4 protein-coding genes are annotated in these 17,332 nt (G+C 56.0%); all 4 read right to left on the bottom strand.

Going from position 1 to position 17,332, the window contains the following annotated elements; all coding sequences use genetic code 11:
• Positions 1-9: 9 nt before the first annotated feature.
• Positions 10-795 carry an ABC transporter permease gene (locus HP435_RS14450; protein WP_173598776.1) on the bottom strand — a complete coding sequence of 262 codons (786 nt, stop codon included), beginning with the start codon at positions 793-795 and terminating at the stop codon, positions 10-12.
• On the bottom strand, positions 792-1,712 hold the full coding sequence (locus HP435_RS14445; RefSeq protein WP_122963280.1) for an ABC transporter ATP-binding protein: 921 nt from the start codon (positions 1,710-1,712) through the stop codon (positions 792-794). The genes HP435_RS14450 and HP435_RS14445 overlap by 4 nt, the downstream gene beginning before the upstream one ends.
• Before the next feature lie 30 nt (positions 1,713-1,742).
• Complete coding sequence (locus HP435_RS14440; protein WP_063231004.1) at positions 1,743-1,937, bottom strand: PLD nuclease N-terminal domain-containing protein; 195 nt, start codon at positions 1,935-1,937, stop codon at positions 1,743-1,745.
• 102 nt (positions 1,938-2,039) lie between these two features.
• The gene (gene lgrD / locus HP435_RS14435) at positions 2,040-17,297 is read right to left on the bottom strand and encodes a linear gramicidin non-ribosomal peptide synthetase LgrD (protein WP_173598775.1); all 15,258 of its coding nucleotides are present in this window, start codon (positions 17,295-17,297) and stop codon (positions 2,040-2,042) included.
• Positions 17,298-17,332: the final 35 nt, after the last annotated feature.

The following is a 17,332-nucleotide window of genomic DNA, read 5'->3' as shown; positions in this document are numbered from 1 at the left end:
GCCCCCCACCTAGATTTCAGATCGTTCCAGCAAGTACCAGCCCATGAAGAAAAAGACGAAGTTGAGCGTCAAGACGCCTGCAAGCCCCGGCACAGCTGTAATGGCGGCTTCGGCAATTGTCGAGTTTTCCTGGATCATCATGATCGCGGCGTTTGTCAGTCCGCCCGGTGACACCATGTCCAAAAACTTGCCGAGAAACTGCGGCACGGTAAAAATCACGATGTTGAAAAGCAGCGAGGCCCCGCCAGCGCCGACAGCGTTGTTGAAAAAGCTGGAGGCGCAAATTGTCGTCGTTACGACAAGCAATAAGTTCGGTATGTAAAGGAGCGTACCGAGCCACACGTGCGCCCAATCGAGTTGGCCGAAAAGCAGCTGCGTGTAGTATGCGGTGATCCCGATTCCGATCAGCATGCTGCCGATGGTCAAGGCGTAATAAGTGACGGCTTTGGCGAGGTAATACTTGGCCCGGCTGACTGGCTTGACGAATACCATGGAGGCGACGCCGGACGCTTTTTCTCCGGCAATCGTTCCCATCGCGACGAGAATCAGCACGAACGTGCCCAGCGAGCTGAATTTGCTGATCGCCGTCGAGAGCACTTCCGGAGCAGACGGGGTGGGGATATTGATGACCGTCCCTTTTGGCAGTCCCGTAGAATTGGCCAAAATTTCCGGCAGCATTTTCATCGTGATCGGCTGCGTGATCATCAAAGCGATAAACACGATCGGGACGATGAGAATTTTGTAGGTCTTCATCAATTCATGAAATTCTTTGCGGATCATCGGGTAGGAAGTCATCCGTTGTTCACCACCTTGAGGAAAATATCCTGAAGGGTCAATGCCGACAGGCGATAATACGCAAGCGTCCCGCCAGATTCCAGAACGATGTGCGGCAGACGAGCCTTGGCTTGCGGCATGTCATTGGCGAAAACCTTGTAAACGCCGCCATCCTGACTCCACTCTTTCACCCAGGCAAGCCCGTCCAGCACGTCCGCCAAATCGATGTCCTCCTGATCCAGCTTGAACTCGATCAACGGCTCTACATGGCTGGCCCGCAGCTCCTCCAGACTGGATGACAAAAGCACCGTGCCGTCCTTGATGATCACGATATGATCGGCGATTCTCTCGACGTCATCCAGGATGTGTGTCGACATGAAGACCGTCATGTGCCGTTTCAGCTTTTCGATCAGGAGCAAGACGTCATGCCGCCCCATGGGGTCGAGAGCGGAAACGGGTTCGTCGAGGACGAGCAGCTTCGGGTTGTGGATCAGCGCCTGGGCAATTCCCAGACGCTGCTTCATTCCCCCGCTGTAGCCGCTGATCGGACGATTGCGCGCTTCATTAATTCCGCACAGTTCCAGCAGTTCATCCGTGCGCTGCGCAATCGTATGCTTGTCCAATCCGTACAGTTTGCCAACCCAGTGCATCCACTCCACTGCTGTCATGTAGTTGTAAAAGGCAGGAATTTGCGGGCAGTAGCCTACTTCACTGGTAACTTTGTTGCGTTCGGTTACGACGTCGTAGCCGACCACTTTCACTTTTCCGGCTGTCGGTGCGGCCAGGCCAGTCAAAACGCGAATCGTCGTCGTTTTCCCCGCGCCATTTCCCCCGAGGAACCCGATGCAGCCGATATTGTCGATGGAAAAAGTAACGTTCTTGAGCGCTTTATGGTCCTTGTATTCCTTGGTGAGGCCGTCGCATTCGATTACTCGCAAAGAAGGTCAACCCTTTCTTCGTTTCTTGGGCTAGTCTTTTCGGCCGACAAAGAAATACACAATAGGCCCCAACGTATTGATAAAGATGATGCCGAGCGCCCACGGCCATTTTTTTCCGCCCGCCACTCTCCCTGCATCGCGGCGAACAAGATCAATCAGGGCGATCACCATCAGGAGCAATTGAATCCCAATCAGCGGAGCGAGGAGCTGCATATCTACTTCCATGGATAAAACCTCCAAATTTTATAGTTATTTAAAGTTTACCATTAATTTCATTTTTTTCCACCCAACATCCTGTATTGAGATGTCGGGTGGACTGTTTTTGTGTCAGTTCCGTGTATTTTGTGTCACACGCAATTGACCGGTTCTGGCAAAGTAATCGAGAACTTTCGCAAACACTTCTTCGTCGATTTCCGGGCACTCGATGTCAGCCTGGCGCAACAGACGAGTCGTTTTATTGCCGACGTAAACGACGCTGCCCCTGCTGCTGTGACCGTCCGAGAACAGATTGCCGAGCGGTGCGGCCGAGTTGGCGTCCATGCCTTTGTCCTTCGCGTCTTCCTGCACGGCTTCGATCCATTCGTCCATCGTGACTCGTTCCAGCTCAAAGCCTTTGTTCTCGATGGCTGCGATCAAGTCGTCGTAATCGGTTGCGTTCGGATTGAGCAGGTGGAAGTTGCTGTTCACGCTGTGCTCGGTCATGGAGAGGTGAACGATTCCTTTACTTGCAAAATCGACTGGCATCATGTCCAAATCGCCGCTCATGTCAGGAGCTTTGCCCAAATCGATGATTCCGGCGGCAATTCTCCACATCAGGTCGTCTTTTTGGCATGCCCCTGTTTCGCTGTCGCCCGTCATCCGGCCGCAACGGTAGATCGCTGTCGGAATACCGCGCTGGCGAGCCAGGTTGACGATGTGCTCGGCGACCCATTTGCTCTGCGTATAGCCGGAAGTGAGGATGCGGCTGTTCTCCGGCATGTCTTCCTCGCGAACCGCGACGGATTCCTCGCCTTCCTCCGAGGCAAAGGTGAAAATCGTCGAGACGAAGTGGACAGGCTTGGTCTTTTTGGCCGCAGCCAGGCGAATAATTTCCTCCGTGCCGATGACGTTTGCCTTTTTCAAGGCGGCGTACGGATAAACGAAGTTGACCAAGGCGCCGTTGTGGTAGATGACATCGACTGTTGCGGCCAGCGCGTCAAACTGCCCGGCAGACAGCCCGAGTCGCGGCTGAGCCAAATCGCCGATTACCGGAATGATTCTGTGTGCCTGAGCTTCATCCCACAGCTCGTACAGCTGCAACGTTTTGCGCAGGCGGGCCAGTCCTTCTTCTTCGCCAGAAGCGCGAACGAGGCAGTAAATGTCTGCATCTGTCATCTGCAACAGGTCGCGCAGCAGGAAGGCTCCGAGGAAGCCTGTAGCTCCTGTCAATAACGCCGCCTGGAACTGGCTCGGGTCGCCTTCGTACGGCTGTTCGGCCAAAATCGCCGGATCGAGCGCGACTTCATCCTGAAGACCTTTGGCGTCGATCTCCTGGGAAACGGACGTCAAACCGTGTTTGATAATTTCCTCGATCGTCTTGGCCATCCCCGCGATCGTCGGCGTCTCGAACAAGATGCGCAACGGCACTTCCAGTTGCAGCTCTTCGCGCACTTTAAAAATCAGTTGCGTAGCGAGCAGCGAGTGTCCGCCGATCTCAAAGAAATTGTCGTGCACGCCGATCGTTTCCATTTCCAGCACCGCAGCCCAATGCGCGTGCAGCATGATTTCCACTGGCGTTTGCGGCGCGACGTATTCGACTCCCGCTTCCGAGCGGTCGTATTCCGGCTTCGGCAGCGCTTTGCGATCGAGCTTGCCATTTGGCGTCTTCGGCAAGCTGTCCAAAATCATGTAATGCTGCGGAATCATGTACGCTGGCAGCTTGTCGGCCAAAAAGTGATTCAGATCGTGAATCTTGCTTGTGCAATCGGCCTCGAACACGATGTACGCAACCAGGCACTTGTCGCCTTCCCGGTCTTCGCGGGCGAGCAGCACGACCTCTTTGACGCCCGGGAAGCGGTTCAGCACGGACTCGATTTCGCCCAGCTCGATGCGATAGCCACGGATTTTCACCTGGTAATCGACGCGGCCGACAAACTGGAGATTTCCGTCCGGCAAGTAGCGCACGAGGTCGCCAGTCCGGTACATTCTCGCTCCCGGTTCGCGGAACGGATTTTGCACAAAACGTTCTGCGGTCAGATCGGGACGGTGCAAGTAGCCGCGCGCCAAGCCGGAACCGCTGAGGTACAATTCCCCCGGCACCCCTACTGGCACAGGCTTGCGGTGGCTGTCCAGCACGAAGACGTGCGTATTGAACTGTGGTCTGCCGATTAGCGGTTCGTTCGTCGCTCCTTTTGTCACGATCGCGTGTGTGGAGTAAACGGTATCCTCCGTCGGCCCGTACAGATTGAACACTTTTTCCACGTGCGGGAAGGCGTACAGCTCTTGTGCCAGCCTGTTGGAAAGCGGCTCGCCGCACAAGTTGATGACTCGCACCGAAGCGGGTATGCCCTTCATGCGGACAAGCTCTGTCGCGGCCGATGGCACTGTATTGACGAGCGTCACCTGATCGGCTGCTGGCAAGGCTGGCAGTTGCAAGGCATTTTCCGCCATGATCACTTTGCCGCCCATGGTCAAGGTGGCAAACATCTCGTACACAGACAAGTCGAAGCAGATCGATGTGGAGAACAGGACGCCGCTCATCTCCTCAGGCGTATAAGTGTCATGCGCCCAAGAGAGGAAGTAAATCACGCTGCGGTGTTCCAGTGCTACCCCTTTTGGATTGCCGGTAGAGCCTGATGTGTAAATGACGTAGATCAAATTGTCGGAGGTCGCAAGCTTGCCTGGATTTTCCTCGGACTCAACCGCTACCGTTGCCCAATCGCGATCCAGGCAAATGACGTTGGCCTGGTGCTCAGGCAGCGTCGGCAGCAGATGTTCTTGCGTAAGCAGAACCGGAATTTGCGAATGCCCGATGATGTAGGCAATCCGCTCTGCCGGATACGCCGGATCGATAGGCACATAAGCGCCGCCAGCCTTGAGGATCGCCAAAAGTCCGATCATCATTTCGACTGTCCGCTCTGCGCATATGCCGACGAGCACTTCCGGGCCAACTCCTTGCTTGCGCAAATAGTGCGCCAGTTGGTTCGCCTGCCTGTTCAACTCGCCGTACGTTACGCGCTGCTCACCCACGATCAGGGCGATGCTGTCCGGTGCTTTGCTCACCATTTCCTCGATCATTTCATGGACGCATTTTTCCCGCGAATACGGTACTTCCGTGCGGTTCCACTCGGTGATCAGCAACTGCTCCTCTTCCTCGCGCATAAGCGGAAGCAACGTAATCGACTGATCCGGGTTCGCTACGATCTCTTCCATCAGCTTGTGGAAGTGCTCGACCATGCGAGTGATCGTGCTGCTGTCAAACAGAGCCTTGTTGTACTCTAGCGTGGCAAGCAATCCGTCCGGTGTTTCCACCATCGTCACCGTCATGTCGAACTTCGAGGTGACAGCGCCCAGCTCAAGGTCAAAGCTGCTCAGTTGAATGTCGCCAGCAGGTTCAGCCTGTACCGGGATGTTTTGCAAAATAAACATCACCTGGAACAGCGGAGAGTAGCTCATGCTGCGCTCCAGTTGCAGCTCGTCCAGCAGTTTTTCAAACGGAACATCCTGATGCGCATAAGCTTCCAGCGCGGTTTCGCGAACGCGCGCAAGCAACTCGCGGAAGCTCGGGTGGCCGGACATGTCCGTGCGCAGGACGAGTGTATTGATGAAGTAGCCGATCAACTGCTCCGTCTCTTGCTTGTTGCGTCCGGCAATCGGCGTTCCGACGAGAATGTCGTCCTGGTTGGTGTAGCGGTACAGCAAAGTTTGGAACGCGGCAAAGAGCGTCATGAACAAGGTTGCCCCTTCTTTTCGGCTCAGGCTTTGCAATTGTTCCAAAAGCTCCGCTCCAAACTGGACGGACATTTTCTCCCCTTCGTACGTCTGGACGGGCGGGCGCGGGCGGTCTGTCGGCAGTTGCAAAAGCGGCTCGCTGCCCTTCAATTTTTCTCGCCAGTAGCCGAGCTGTTCAGCGAGAACTTCTCCGCTCAGCCATTCCCGTTGCCAGACGGCGAAATCCGCGTACTGGATCGGCAATTCCCCAAGCGGTGACGCTTCTCCCTGACGAAAAGCCTTGTAGTTGGTCATAAGCTCACTCAGCAAAATTCCCATCGACCATCCGTCTGACGCAATGTGGTGCATGACGAACAGGAAAACGAAGTCGTTGGCATCGAGCTGAACCAGACTCGCCCGGAGCAGCGGCCCTTTGGTCAAGTCAAATGGCTGGACAATCGCCTGTTCTGCCAGGCGCTTGATTTCCGCTTCCCGTTCGGCAGGCTCCAGCGCACGCAGATCGATCCGGGTCATTGCCCAATCGCCATGCGGCTGAATGACCTGCACAGGTCGGCCGTCCCGAACCTCGAAGCTGGTTCGCAAGCTTTCGTGGCGCAAAATGATCGCGGAAAAGCTCGCTTCCCAAGCGGCCACGTCGAGCTCGCCCTGGATGCGCAGGAAAGACGGAATGTTGTTGATCGAGCTGTTTTGCGTAAATTGCTCCAGGAACCACAAGCGCTGCTGCGTAAAGGACAAAGGCAGCGGCTCCTTGCGGGATACTTTTCCAATCGGTGGCGCGAGCTTGCGGGATGACTGCTTCGTGAGCAGCTCCAGCTGTTCGCCAAGCCCGGCGACTGTCGGGTGTTCAAACAACGTGCGCAGTTGCAGTTCCACGCCAACGATTTCCCGCAGGCGAGAAACCGTCTGCGTCGCAAGCAAGGAGTGACCGCCCAGCTCGAAAAAGTTGTCGTCGATCCCGACTTTTTCCACGGCGAGCACTTCTGCGAAGACGTTGGCGATCATTTCTTCCAGCGGGTTGCGCGGAGCGACGTACGCAGCCGTGATTTGCCCCCAATCAGGAGCTGGCAACGCTTTGCGATCGACTTTTCCGTTCACGTTCAGCGGAATGGCCGGAAGCCACGTGTAGCTCGCCGGAACCATGTAGTCTGGCAGCTTTTCCTTGAGCCATTGCTTGATCTCGTCCACGGACAATTCTTGCTCGGCGGCGCTGGTCAAATAGGCAGCCAAACGCTTGTCACCCGGTCGCACTTCTCGCGCAAGCACGACTGCTTCACGGATCGCTGCGTGCTGTCTGAGCGCCTCTGCGATTTCGCCCAGCTCGATGCGATAGCCGCGAATTTTTACCTGATCGTCGAAACGGCCGAGGTAGTCGACGTTGCCATCCGGCAGGTAGCGCACGAGGTCGCCAGTCCGGTAAAGCCGTTCGCCCGGTTGTCCGAATGGATTGGCGACAAAACGCTCCGCTGTAAGCTCGGGGCGGTTCCAATATCCGCGCGCCAGGCACTCGCCGCCGATGTACAGCTCTCCCGGTACGCCGACAGGAACGGGCTTGCGGTTTTGATCCAGCACGTACAGCTTGGTGTTCGGGAACGGGCGGCCGATTGTCGGGGTATCGTCGTCAAGCGTCAACTGTTTGATCACGGTACCGACCGTCGCTTCGGTCGGGCCGTAGCAGTTGAAAAATTTTCGTCCTGTTGCATAACGGGCAACCAGTTCGCGGCTGCAAGCATCTCCCCCTACTTCCAGCACGGCGAGATCCGGGTATTCCGCCACAGGTAGCGAAGCCAGCAAGGAGGATGCCATCGATACTTTGCTGATGCGGCGCTCGCGCAACGTGCGGACGAGGTCCGGCCCTGGCAACAGCGACTCGCGATCTTCAATGACTAGCGTCCCGCCTGAAAGCAGCGCCTGCCAAATTTCCGAAACGGAGACGTCGAAGCTGAATGAGGTGAATTGCAGGACGCGACTGGATTCGTCCAATCCGAAATAGGCGATGTACGCCTGCACCATGTTCATCGCACTGCGATGCTCGACAGCTACCCCTTTTGGCAGCCCGGTCGTACCTGATGTGTAGATGACATAAGCGAGATTCGTGGACGCAACATCCGTCTGAATGTTGTCCACGTCTACATGCGCACGATCCGCGAACAGCTTCTCGCCCAGGCAAATGACCGGAGCTGCCGCTTGCGTGAACTTGTCCGCAAGTCCCGCTTGGGTCAGCACGACGACCGCTTGCGAGTCATCCAGCATGTAGGCGATCCGTTCTTCGGGATGCGCAGGATCAATCGGGACATAGGCAGCTCCCGCTTTCAGCACACCGAGAATGCCGATGATCATTTCCATGGAGCGCTCCACGCAAATCGCTACAGTCGTGTCAGGCTTAACGCCTTGGGCAATCAGCAGATGAGCCAGCTGGTTTGCTCGCTCGTTCAGTCCGGCGTAGCTCAAGCTTTGCTCTTTGTATTCAAGCGCAATGTTGTCGGGCGTTTTCGCCGCTTGCTGTTCAAAGGCGTGATGGAGGCAAAGCTCGCGCGGATACTCTTTTTCCGTGCGGTTCCAGTCGATCAGTACCTGCTTGCGCTCGTCTTCATCCATCAACGCGACGTCATTCAGACGCAGCTCCGGCGATTTGCTCATATAGACCATCAGACGGGTCATCTGATTCAACACGCGCTCGATCATGGCGTCATCGAAGCGATCCTGGTCATACTTCAACTTGAACGCCACTTGTTTGCCTGGCGCTGCGACCAACGTCAGCGGATAGTTCGTTTGCTCCACAGCTGCTACATCGTGAATTTCCAGAGAAACGCCGGATGTCGCAGATGCAGCCTCGTCTTCGCCTTTTTTGGCTGCTTGCACAGTCGGATAGTTCTCAAACACGAGAATCGATTCAAACAGCGCAGACCCGCGCGGCAGTTCACTCCAGCCCTGGATGTCGAACAGCGGCGTGTATTCGTACTCGCGAATTTCCAACTGTCGTCGCTGCAAGTCTTTCAGCCAGGCAAGCAAGGTCGCATCTGTCTGCAACGGAACCCGCACAGGCAGCGTATTGATGAACGAACCGACCATCGTCTCGACACCGGGAAGGTCAGCCGGACGCCCTGAACCTGTCGCCCCGAAAAGCACTTCCTCTTCCCCGCTGTAGCTTCCCAAAATCCAGCCCCATGCCCCTTGCACGAGTGTATTGAGCGTCAGCTGATGCTCGCGCGTGAAGCTTTGCAAATGCTCGGTCGCTTCCTCTGACAAAAGGACGCTTTGCTCCTTGTACTGCTTCTGCTGCGAAGCGGCAACATTTTTGCCCATTCCCAAAGAAGTCGGCTCGTGGAAGCCTTTTAGCTGATCTGTCCAGAATGGCTTCGCTTTTTCCCTATCCTGGCGCTTCAGCCAGGCAATGTACTGGGAGAACGGCTGCGAAGGCACAAGCTTTCCTTCTCGCCCCTCGCTGATTGCAGCATAGTGGGCAAGCAGTTCGTTCAACACGATCGGAACGCTCCAACCGTCAAGCAAAACGTGATGGAAGCTCCAGACGAAGCGATACTCCTCGTCTTTGGTCTGGAAGACGACCCAGCGAGACAATGGCGCTTGCGCAATATCGAAGCTGCGTCTGCGGTCTTCTTCCAGAAAAGCTGCCAGCATCTCGTCCTGCACATCTGCTTGCAGGTGGCGCCAGTCTTCCTTGGTGAGCGTGACTTTCACGTCTTTTCGCACGACCTGGTGCGGCTCGCTCAGTCCTTCCCAAACGAAGTGCGTCCGCAAAATGGAGTGGCGATCCAGCACGTTTTGCCACGCTTTTTCCAGGACAGACACGTCCAGGTTTTGGAACGTGACCGCAAATTGCACGACGTAATCGCCGCTGTCCTGGCTGTACAAGGAATGGAACAGCATCCCTTGCTGAAGCGGAGACAACGTGTACACATCCTCGATTTGCCGGTCGAAACCGATGTGTTTGTCGATCTGCTTTTGTTCCAAGACAGCCAACGGGAAGTCGGACGGGGAGTACCCTCCTGCTTCCGGCAGTGTGCAATGGGCGACAATCTCGCGCAAGGCAGCCATGAAGCTCTCCGCTACTGCCGCAATCGTACTCTCTCGATGAAGCTTCTCGCTGTACCGCCAAGTCACGTGGAGCTGTTCCCCTGCCACTACGCTGTTTACGTCGAGCAGGTGATGCCTTTGCGCGCTCGGGCAAAGATTCGCTCCGCTGGACTCAGGTGCCGAGCCAAACAAGGAATCGCTGCCGACGATCTGATCGATTTTGCCCATGTAGTTGAACAATACGTCGGCTTGTATGCGGGATATGGCATCGACGATCTCCGGTTCCGCATGGAGGTAGCGGAGCACGCCGTAGCCAAGTCCTTTGTTCGGGATGGCGCGCAGTTCTTCTTTCGTTGTCAAAAGCGCCCGTCTCACCGAAAATGTCTCGTCCCATTGCAGGTGTACCGGATACATGCTGGTGAACCAGCCGACGGTGCGGGACAAATCCAGATGTTCCGCCAGTTCTTCGCGTCCGTGTCCTTCGACGTTGACGAACACCGAACGTTTGCCCGTCCACTGACCGAGCGCCTTGGCCAAAGCGGCCAGCAAGACGTCGTTGATCTGGGTACGGTACGCTTGCGGCACCTGCTGCAAAAGTGCTTTCGTCTCTTCGACGGTCAAGGAAAAATGAACGGACTTGACTGTCGCTTCCGTATTTTCCGCACTATCTGGCATGTCTACGGGCAGTTCAGCCGAATGGACGGAGGACTTGGACAGCCAATAGCTTTTTTCATGCTTGAACGCTTCGGAATGCGCGTAGCGCTCCAGTTCTTGCGCCCACTCTTTGTAGGACGTAGTTTTCGCTGGCAGCTTCACCTCTTGACCTGCGGCAATTTGCTGATAGGCATGCTGCAAGTCTTCGAGGATGATCCGCCACGACACGCCGTCTACAACCAGGTGATGGGCGACGATCAGGAGGCGGCCCGGCACCTCTTTTCCGAGATGGAAGTAGATGGTTTGCACGACTTGCCCGGCACGCAAATTCAGTTGCGTCTGCGTCTCGTTGGCAATCGCTTCGATGGCACTGGATTGTTCCTCTGGTGCCAGCTGGGACAAATCTTCCACGCGAAACGGAATCGTCTCGCTTGGCGCATCCATCGCTTGCAGCCAGCCGCTTTCGCTTTGTGTATAGCGCATGCGGAAAGCATCGTGCTGGAACATCAACTGTCCGACCGCTTGTTTCAGCGCCGCAGGATCGATGCCAGCCTGAATGGAAAGCAGCACGGACTGGTTCCAATGATCGCGGTTTGCCAAAGGAAGCTGGAAGAACCACTTCTGGATCGGCAAAAGCGGCAGCTCGCCTGTGACGGCTCCTTGTTCCGCTTGCACCGCTGCTTTTTCCTCCACGATCTCCGCCAGTTCCGCGATCGTCTGGTATTCGAACAGCTGCTTCGGCGCAAGCGACAACCCTGCCTGATTCGCGCGGGACACGATCTGGATGCTGAGAATCGAGTCGCCGCCCAGCTCGAAGAAATTGTCGTGTATCCCGATTTGTTCGATCCCGAGCACGTCTTTCCAGATGGCCGCCAAGCGCCGTTCTTTTTCTGTCGAAGGCGAGACGAACTCTCCTTCCAGCTCCGGACGCTGGAAATCCGGCGCGGGCAAATTTTTACGGTCTACCTTGCCGTTTGGCGTGAGCGGCAAGTACGCCAGCTGGGTGAAAAATGCCGGAACCATGTAATCCGGCAATGTTTCCTTGAGCGCTTTGCGAATATCGCCTGTCGCAAGCGCCGCCCCTTCCTCCAAAACGAGGTAGGCAGCCAGGCGCTTCGTCCCTTGCTTGTCGGTGCAAACGGTGACGACCGCTTCTTTTACCGCTGGCAAGGCAACAATTGCCGTCTCCACTTCTCCCAGCTCCACACGGAATCCGCGAATGCTCGTCTGATCGTCGGCACGACCGATGAACTCGATACTGCCGTCCGGCAAGTAACGCACCAAATCCCCTGTGCGATAGAGACGTGCCCCTGCTTTCTCCGTGAACGGATGAGCGACAAAGCGCTCTTGCGTCAAATCGGGACGATTCAGGTAACCGCGCGCAAGGGAACTTCCGCCGATGTACAGTTCACCGGAAACGCCTACAGGAACAGGCTGCCTATGGGCATCGAGAATGTACACCTGAACGTTGTCGATCGGACGGCCAATCGTGGGAGCGGCCGTTTGCCCTGCCTCTTTCGGAACGATGCCCGCCGTCGCCACGACCGTATTTTCAGTAGGGCCGTATTGGTTTACGAGAGTGAACGGAATCTTCTCTGACGGGTAGTGATGCAGCTTGTCTCCGCCTGTCAGCATGTAGCGAAGCGCAGTATCGCCCGGCCACTCCAAAGCGAGCATGCTCTCCGTCAGCGGCGTCGGCAAAAAGCTTACGGTAATGTTCGAAGCGACGAGCCAGTCACGCAGTTTTTCCGGGACAAGCCGGATTTCCTCCTCCGGCAAATACAAGGTGGCTCCTTTTGTTACATAAGGCCAAATTTCCCAGACGGATGCGTCAAAAGCTGTCCCTGCAATTTGCGATGCCCGGTCTGTCGCCGTAACATCATACGCCCGCTGATGCCAGAAAATCAGATTCAAGAGAGCGGCGTGCTCGATCTCGACTCCTTTTGGCGTGCCTGTCGAACCGGATGTGTAGATGACGTAGGCCAGGTCGCTTGCGGCAGTTGTGTTGACCAGAGCTGCTGTAGGCTCTTGCGCAATCGTCTCCCAATCGGCGTCCAGGCAAATCAGCCGACTCGTGTCTGCGGGCAGTTTTTGCCTGAGTTTTGCTTGCGTAAGCACAATCGCCATGCTCGCATCGTGCATCATGAAGGCGAGACGCTCTTTCGGATACGCCGGGTCCATCGGAATGTAGGCAGCTCCCGCTTTCATGATCGCCAGCTGCCCGATGACCATCTCGACAGAACGCTCGACGCAAATGCCGACCAGACTGCCTCGACCCACGCCTTGCTTTTGCAAATAGTGCGCCAACTGGTTCGCTTTGGCTTCCAGTTGTCCGTACGTCAGGAGTTGATCACGCGTGACGACAGCAGGCTGGTCTGGCATGTCGCGGGCCACTTGTGCCACCAGCTCATGGACAAGCTGCTCCGTGGAGTAGGCCACAGCCGTATCGTTCCATTCCAGGACCAGTTGCTGCTCCTCCACTTCGCTCATCAGCGGCAAAGCAGTGATCGCCTGGTTCGCATTGGCAGCAACGGCTTTCAGCAACGAGCTAAAGTGCCCGATCATCCGCTCCACCGTACTTCGCTCAAACAGCGCCGTGTTGTACTCGAACGTCGCCGCCAAACCGTTTGCCGCTTCTGCCATCGTCAAGGTGAGATCGAACTTGGTCGTCTCCACCTGCTGGCTGCCTTCCAGCGGCAAAATGCGGATTCCATCCAGCGCGTCTGCCTGAACCGGAATGTTTTGCAGGACAAACATCACCTGGAACAGCGGCGAGTAGCTCAGGCTGCGCTCCACGTTCAACTCGTCGACCAGCTTTTCAAAAGGCAAGTCTTGATGGGCATACGCGCCCAAAGCCGTCTCCCGCACGCGGGCAAGCACTTCTTTGAAGCTCGGCTCGCCTGACAAGTCGGTTCGCATGACGAGTGTGTTGATGAAAAAGCCGATCAATCCTTCTGTCTCCTGGCGACTGCGGCCCGCTTCCGGCGTGCCGACGAGAATGTCGTCCTGGCCTGTATAGCGGTACAGGAACACTTGGAAGGCTGCGAGCAGCGTCATGAACAGCGTCGTTCCTTCCCTTTTGCTCAAGGCAAGGAGATTCGCTCTCAGCTCGTCATCGAACAGCAACGAGATGCTGCTGCCTGCATAAGACTGCACAGCGGGACGAGGACGATCTGTCGGCAAGGCAAGCAGCGGTTCTGCTCCCCCAAGCTTCGCCCGCCAGTACGACAGTTGCTCGTCCAAAACATCGCTTGTGAGCCATTCGCGCTGCCAGTAAGCATAATCGGCGTATTGAATCGGCAATTCAGCCAGTTGCGGAGCTTCCGCCTTGGCAAACGCCTGATAGCAATGGAACAATTCACGGATCAAAATGCCTGCCGACCAGCCATCGGCGATGATATGATGCACATTTAACAGGAAGATGAAATCACGCTCGTCTGTCTGGATGATCGTCGCGCGCATGAGCGGGCCTGTGACGAGGTCAAACGGCCTGTTCGCCTCCTCTTTCGCCAAGCGCAGTCCTGCTTCATTGCGCATTTCCTCCGACCGTTCGCGCAGATCGATCCGTTCCAGCTTCCAGTCGATCTCGGGGTGAATCACCGACACGGCTTCTCCGTTATGGTCCGTGAACGTCGTGCGCAAGCTTTCGTGACGCTGGATGATCGTCTGCAAGCTTTGCTCCAGAGCGTCCATATCCAGCTCCCCTTGCAAGCGTACGGCTGTCGGGATGTTGTAGAGCGCACTGTTTGGCATCAACCGATCAAAGAACCACAAGCGCTGTTGGGCAAAAGAAAGCGGCAAATGCCGATCGCGGGAAACGGGAACGAGCGGGATGCGCGACAGCCCAGATTTGTCTTCGCCAGCAGCCGCGATCCATTCGCTCAGCTTGTTCACTGTCGAGCATTCAAACAGCACACGCAGCGGCAAATCGACGCCAAACGCTTCTTTCAGACGGGAAACGGTTTGCGTAGCCAACAGCGAATGCCCGCCAAGCTCGAAAAAGTCGTCGAAGCTGCCGACCCGCTCTACCGAAAGCACTTGCGACCAGATGTTGGCTACCATTTCCTCTGTAGGCGTGCGCGGCGCCACATACTCCCGCTTCGTGGAAAGCTGGCCCCAATCCGGGACGGGCAGCGCGCGGCGATCTACTTTTCCGTTGACGGTGAGCGGAATGGCATCGAGCCAAACAACACCAGCCGGAACCATGTATTCAGGCAGCGTCTCTTTCAGAAAAAGCGCGATCTCCTCTGCGGGCGGCTGTGCTTTTCCCGCTGCCACCAGATAGGCGGCCAGACGCTTGTCTCCCGCTTTTTCTTCGCGGGCGATGACGACAGCCTCCTGTACGGCAGGGTGCTGCCGGATTGCATTTTCAATCTCGCCCAATTCGATGCGGTAGCCGCGAATTTTCACCTGATGGTCGATGCGATCCAAAAATTCGAGATTGCCGTCTTGCCGGTAGCGAACGAGGTCGCCTGTCCGGTAAAGCCGCTCGCCTGCTGCGCCAAAAGGATGCGGGATAAAGCTCTCGGCTGTAAGCTCGGGGCGGTTCCAGTAGCCGCGAGCCAAGCCTTTGCCTCCGATGTACAGCTCCCCTGGCACGCCGACGGGAACGGGATTGAGGTTGGCATCCAACACGTACACGGTCGCGTTGGCAATCGGGCGGCCAATCGGCGGGTTGTTCATCCCGGCCTGGCAGAGCATCATCGTGGAGCAAACGGTTGCTTCTGTCGGCCCGTAGCAATTGAAAAACTGACGGCCTGGCGCATAGCGTGCCACAAGCTCGCGGCTCGGCGCTTCTCCGCCGACAATCAAGGTGTGCAGGTCAGGCAGATCAGCATCAGGCAAAGCCGCCAGAACGGAAGACACCATGGAGACGGTTGTAATGCGTTGCTCTTGCAAAACCTGAATCAGTTCAGGGCCTGGCAAAAGCGACTCCCGATCCTCGATGACAAGTGTCGCACCCGCGAGCAGAGCCATTACAACTTCGGAAACTGACACGTCAAAGCTGAACGAGGTGAATTGCAAAACGCGGCTGGTCGGCTGAATGTCAAAAGCGTCGATCAGCGCATAAGCCAAATTGACCGCACTGTGGTGCTCGATCATGACCCCTTTTGGCAATCCGGTAGAGCCGGACGTGTAGATCACGTAAGCAAGGTTTTGCTCCGTCACCTCGGAAGCCGCGTTGTCAACAGGTTCATCCGCCAAAAGATCGCTGTCGAGGCAAATCACGTGTGCGGCTGTCACTGGCAAAATCTCCAGCAGCGACTGCTGGGTCAGCAATACGCTCGCTTGTGAGTCGGCAACCATATAGGCGATGCGTTCCTGCGGATGGGCCGGGTCAATCGGCACGTAGGCGGCTCCCGCTTTCATGACCCCGAGTATTCCGATAATCATTTCCGGGGAACGCTCCAGGCAAATGCCGACGAGCGTATCCGGTTTGACCCCTTTGCGGATAAGCCGATGCGCCAGTTGGTTTGCCCGCTCGTTCAGCTGCGCGTAGGTCAGCTCTCTGTTTTTATAGGCGACCGCTACTGCATCGGGCGTCTTTTCTGCTTGCTGTTCAAAAGCTTGGTGAATGCAAAATCCGCTCGGGTAATCCTCTGCCGTCTGGTTCCACTCGACCAAAACTTGTTGGCGCTCGCTCTCGCTGATCAGGGACAGATCGCCAATCCGCTGCTTCGCGTTTTTCGCAATCGAGCTCAAGAGCGAATGAAGCTGGTCGACTACCCGCTCAATCGCCGCAAGCTCAAACTGGCTTTCATCGAATTTGACTTTGATGTCGATCGTTTTGCCTGAAGCCGCAACCAGCGTAAACGGATAGTTGGTCTGCTCCTCGGAATAGACGTCCACAATCGAGATGGCGCTTTCCCCGCCTCCCGATTTTCCGACAGGCATGTTTTCAAAAACGAGAATACTTTCAAACAACGACTGGCCGCGCGGGACGTCGCTCCACCCCTGGATTTCCACAAGCGGCGTATATTCATACTGGCGAAAATCCGCTTGCTGCTGTTGCAGCGTTTTGAGCCAGTTGATGACGCTCTCTTCCGCGTTGACTTGCACGCGGACTGGCAATGTATTGATAAACAAGCCGATCATCGTCTCGACTCCGGGCAAGTCAGCCGGGCGTCCAGAGACAGTGGCTCCAAATACGATGTCATCCTGGCCGCTGTAGCGATTCAACAACAGCGCCCACGCGCCTTGCACGATCGTATTGACCGTCAGGCGGTGCTGGCGAGCCAATGTTTGCAGCGCTTTGGAAGTTTGCTCGCTGACGGTCAAATCCAGCTCCCGATACTGTTTTTGATCGAGGTACGGATTTTTGTAGGCTCGTCCGAACGAAAGCGGCGTGGCTTCGGTAAAACCTTGCATATACGTGCGCCAAAACGCTTCCGCCTGCTGCAAATCCTGCTTTTTCAGCCAGACAATGTAATCGCGGTAAGCTCTGACCGGAGGGAGGCTCAGCGGCTGCCCTTTGCTGAGCATCTCGTACGCCGCAAACACTTCCCCGAAAACAAGCGGCATACTCCATCCGTCGATCAATACATGGTGCAATGTCCACAAAAAATGAACCGTTTCGCTGTTCAAATGAAACACATTCAGCCGCATCAACGGCGCTTGCTCGATATCGAAACCGCGTTTGCGGTCTTCTTTGGCAAAATGGTGCAGAAACGCTTCTTGTTCAGAGGAAGAAAGATGAATAAGATCGTGTTCGACCAGGGAAATTTTCAAATCCTTCAAGACGACCTGGACGTATTCTTTTACTTTTCCGCCAACGAATCTGGTGCGAAAAATCGCGTGCCTGTCAACGAGGCACTGCCACGCTTGTTCAAACAGCGGAATATTCAGAGGACCTTGCAGCTTCAACCCCATCTGCACGATGTAGGCTCCGGACTCCGGCTCCAGCAAACTGTGAAAAATGAGGCCCTGCTGCAAAGGAGTAACGGGATAATACGTTTCAATGTTATTCATCTTCTCCTGCTCACTCCCATAAAAATTTGCCAAAG

This window comes from Brevibacillus sp. HD3.3A, assembly GCF_013284375.2.
In the GTDB taxonomy this organism is placed as follows: domain Bacteria; phylum Bacillota; class Bacilli; order Brevibacillales; family Brevibacillaceae; genus Brevibacillus; species Brevibacillus parabrevis.
Note: the sequence above shows the minus strand (reverse complement) of the source record. Positions and strands in the feature narration are given on the sequence as shown.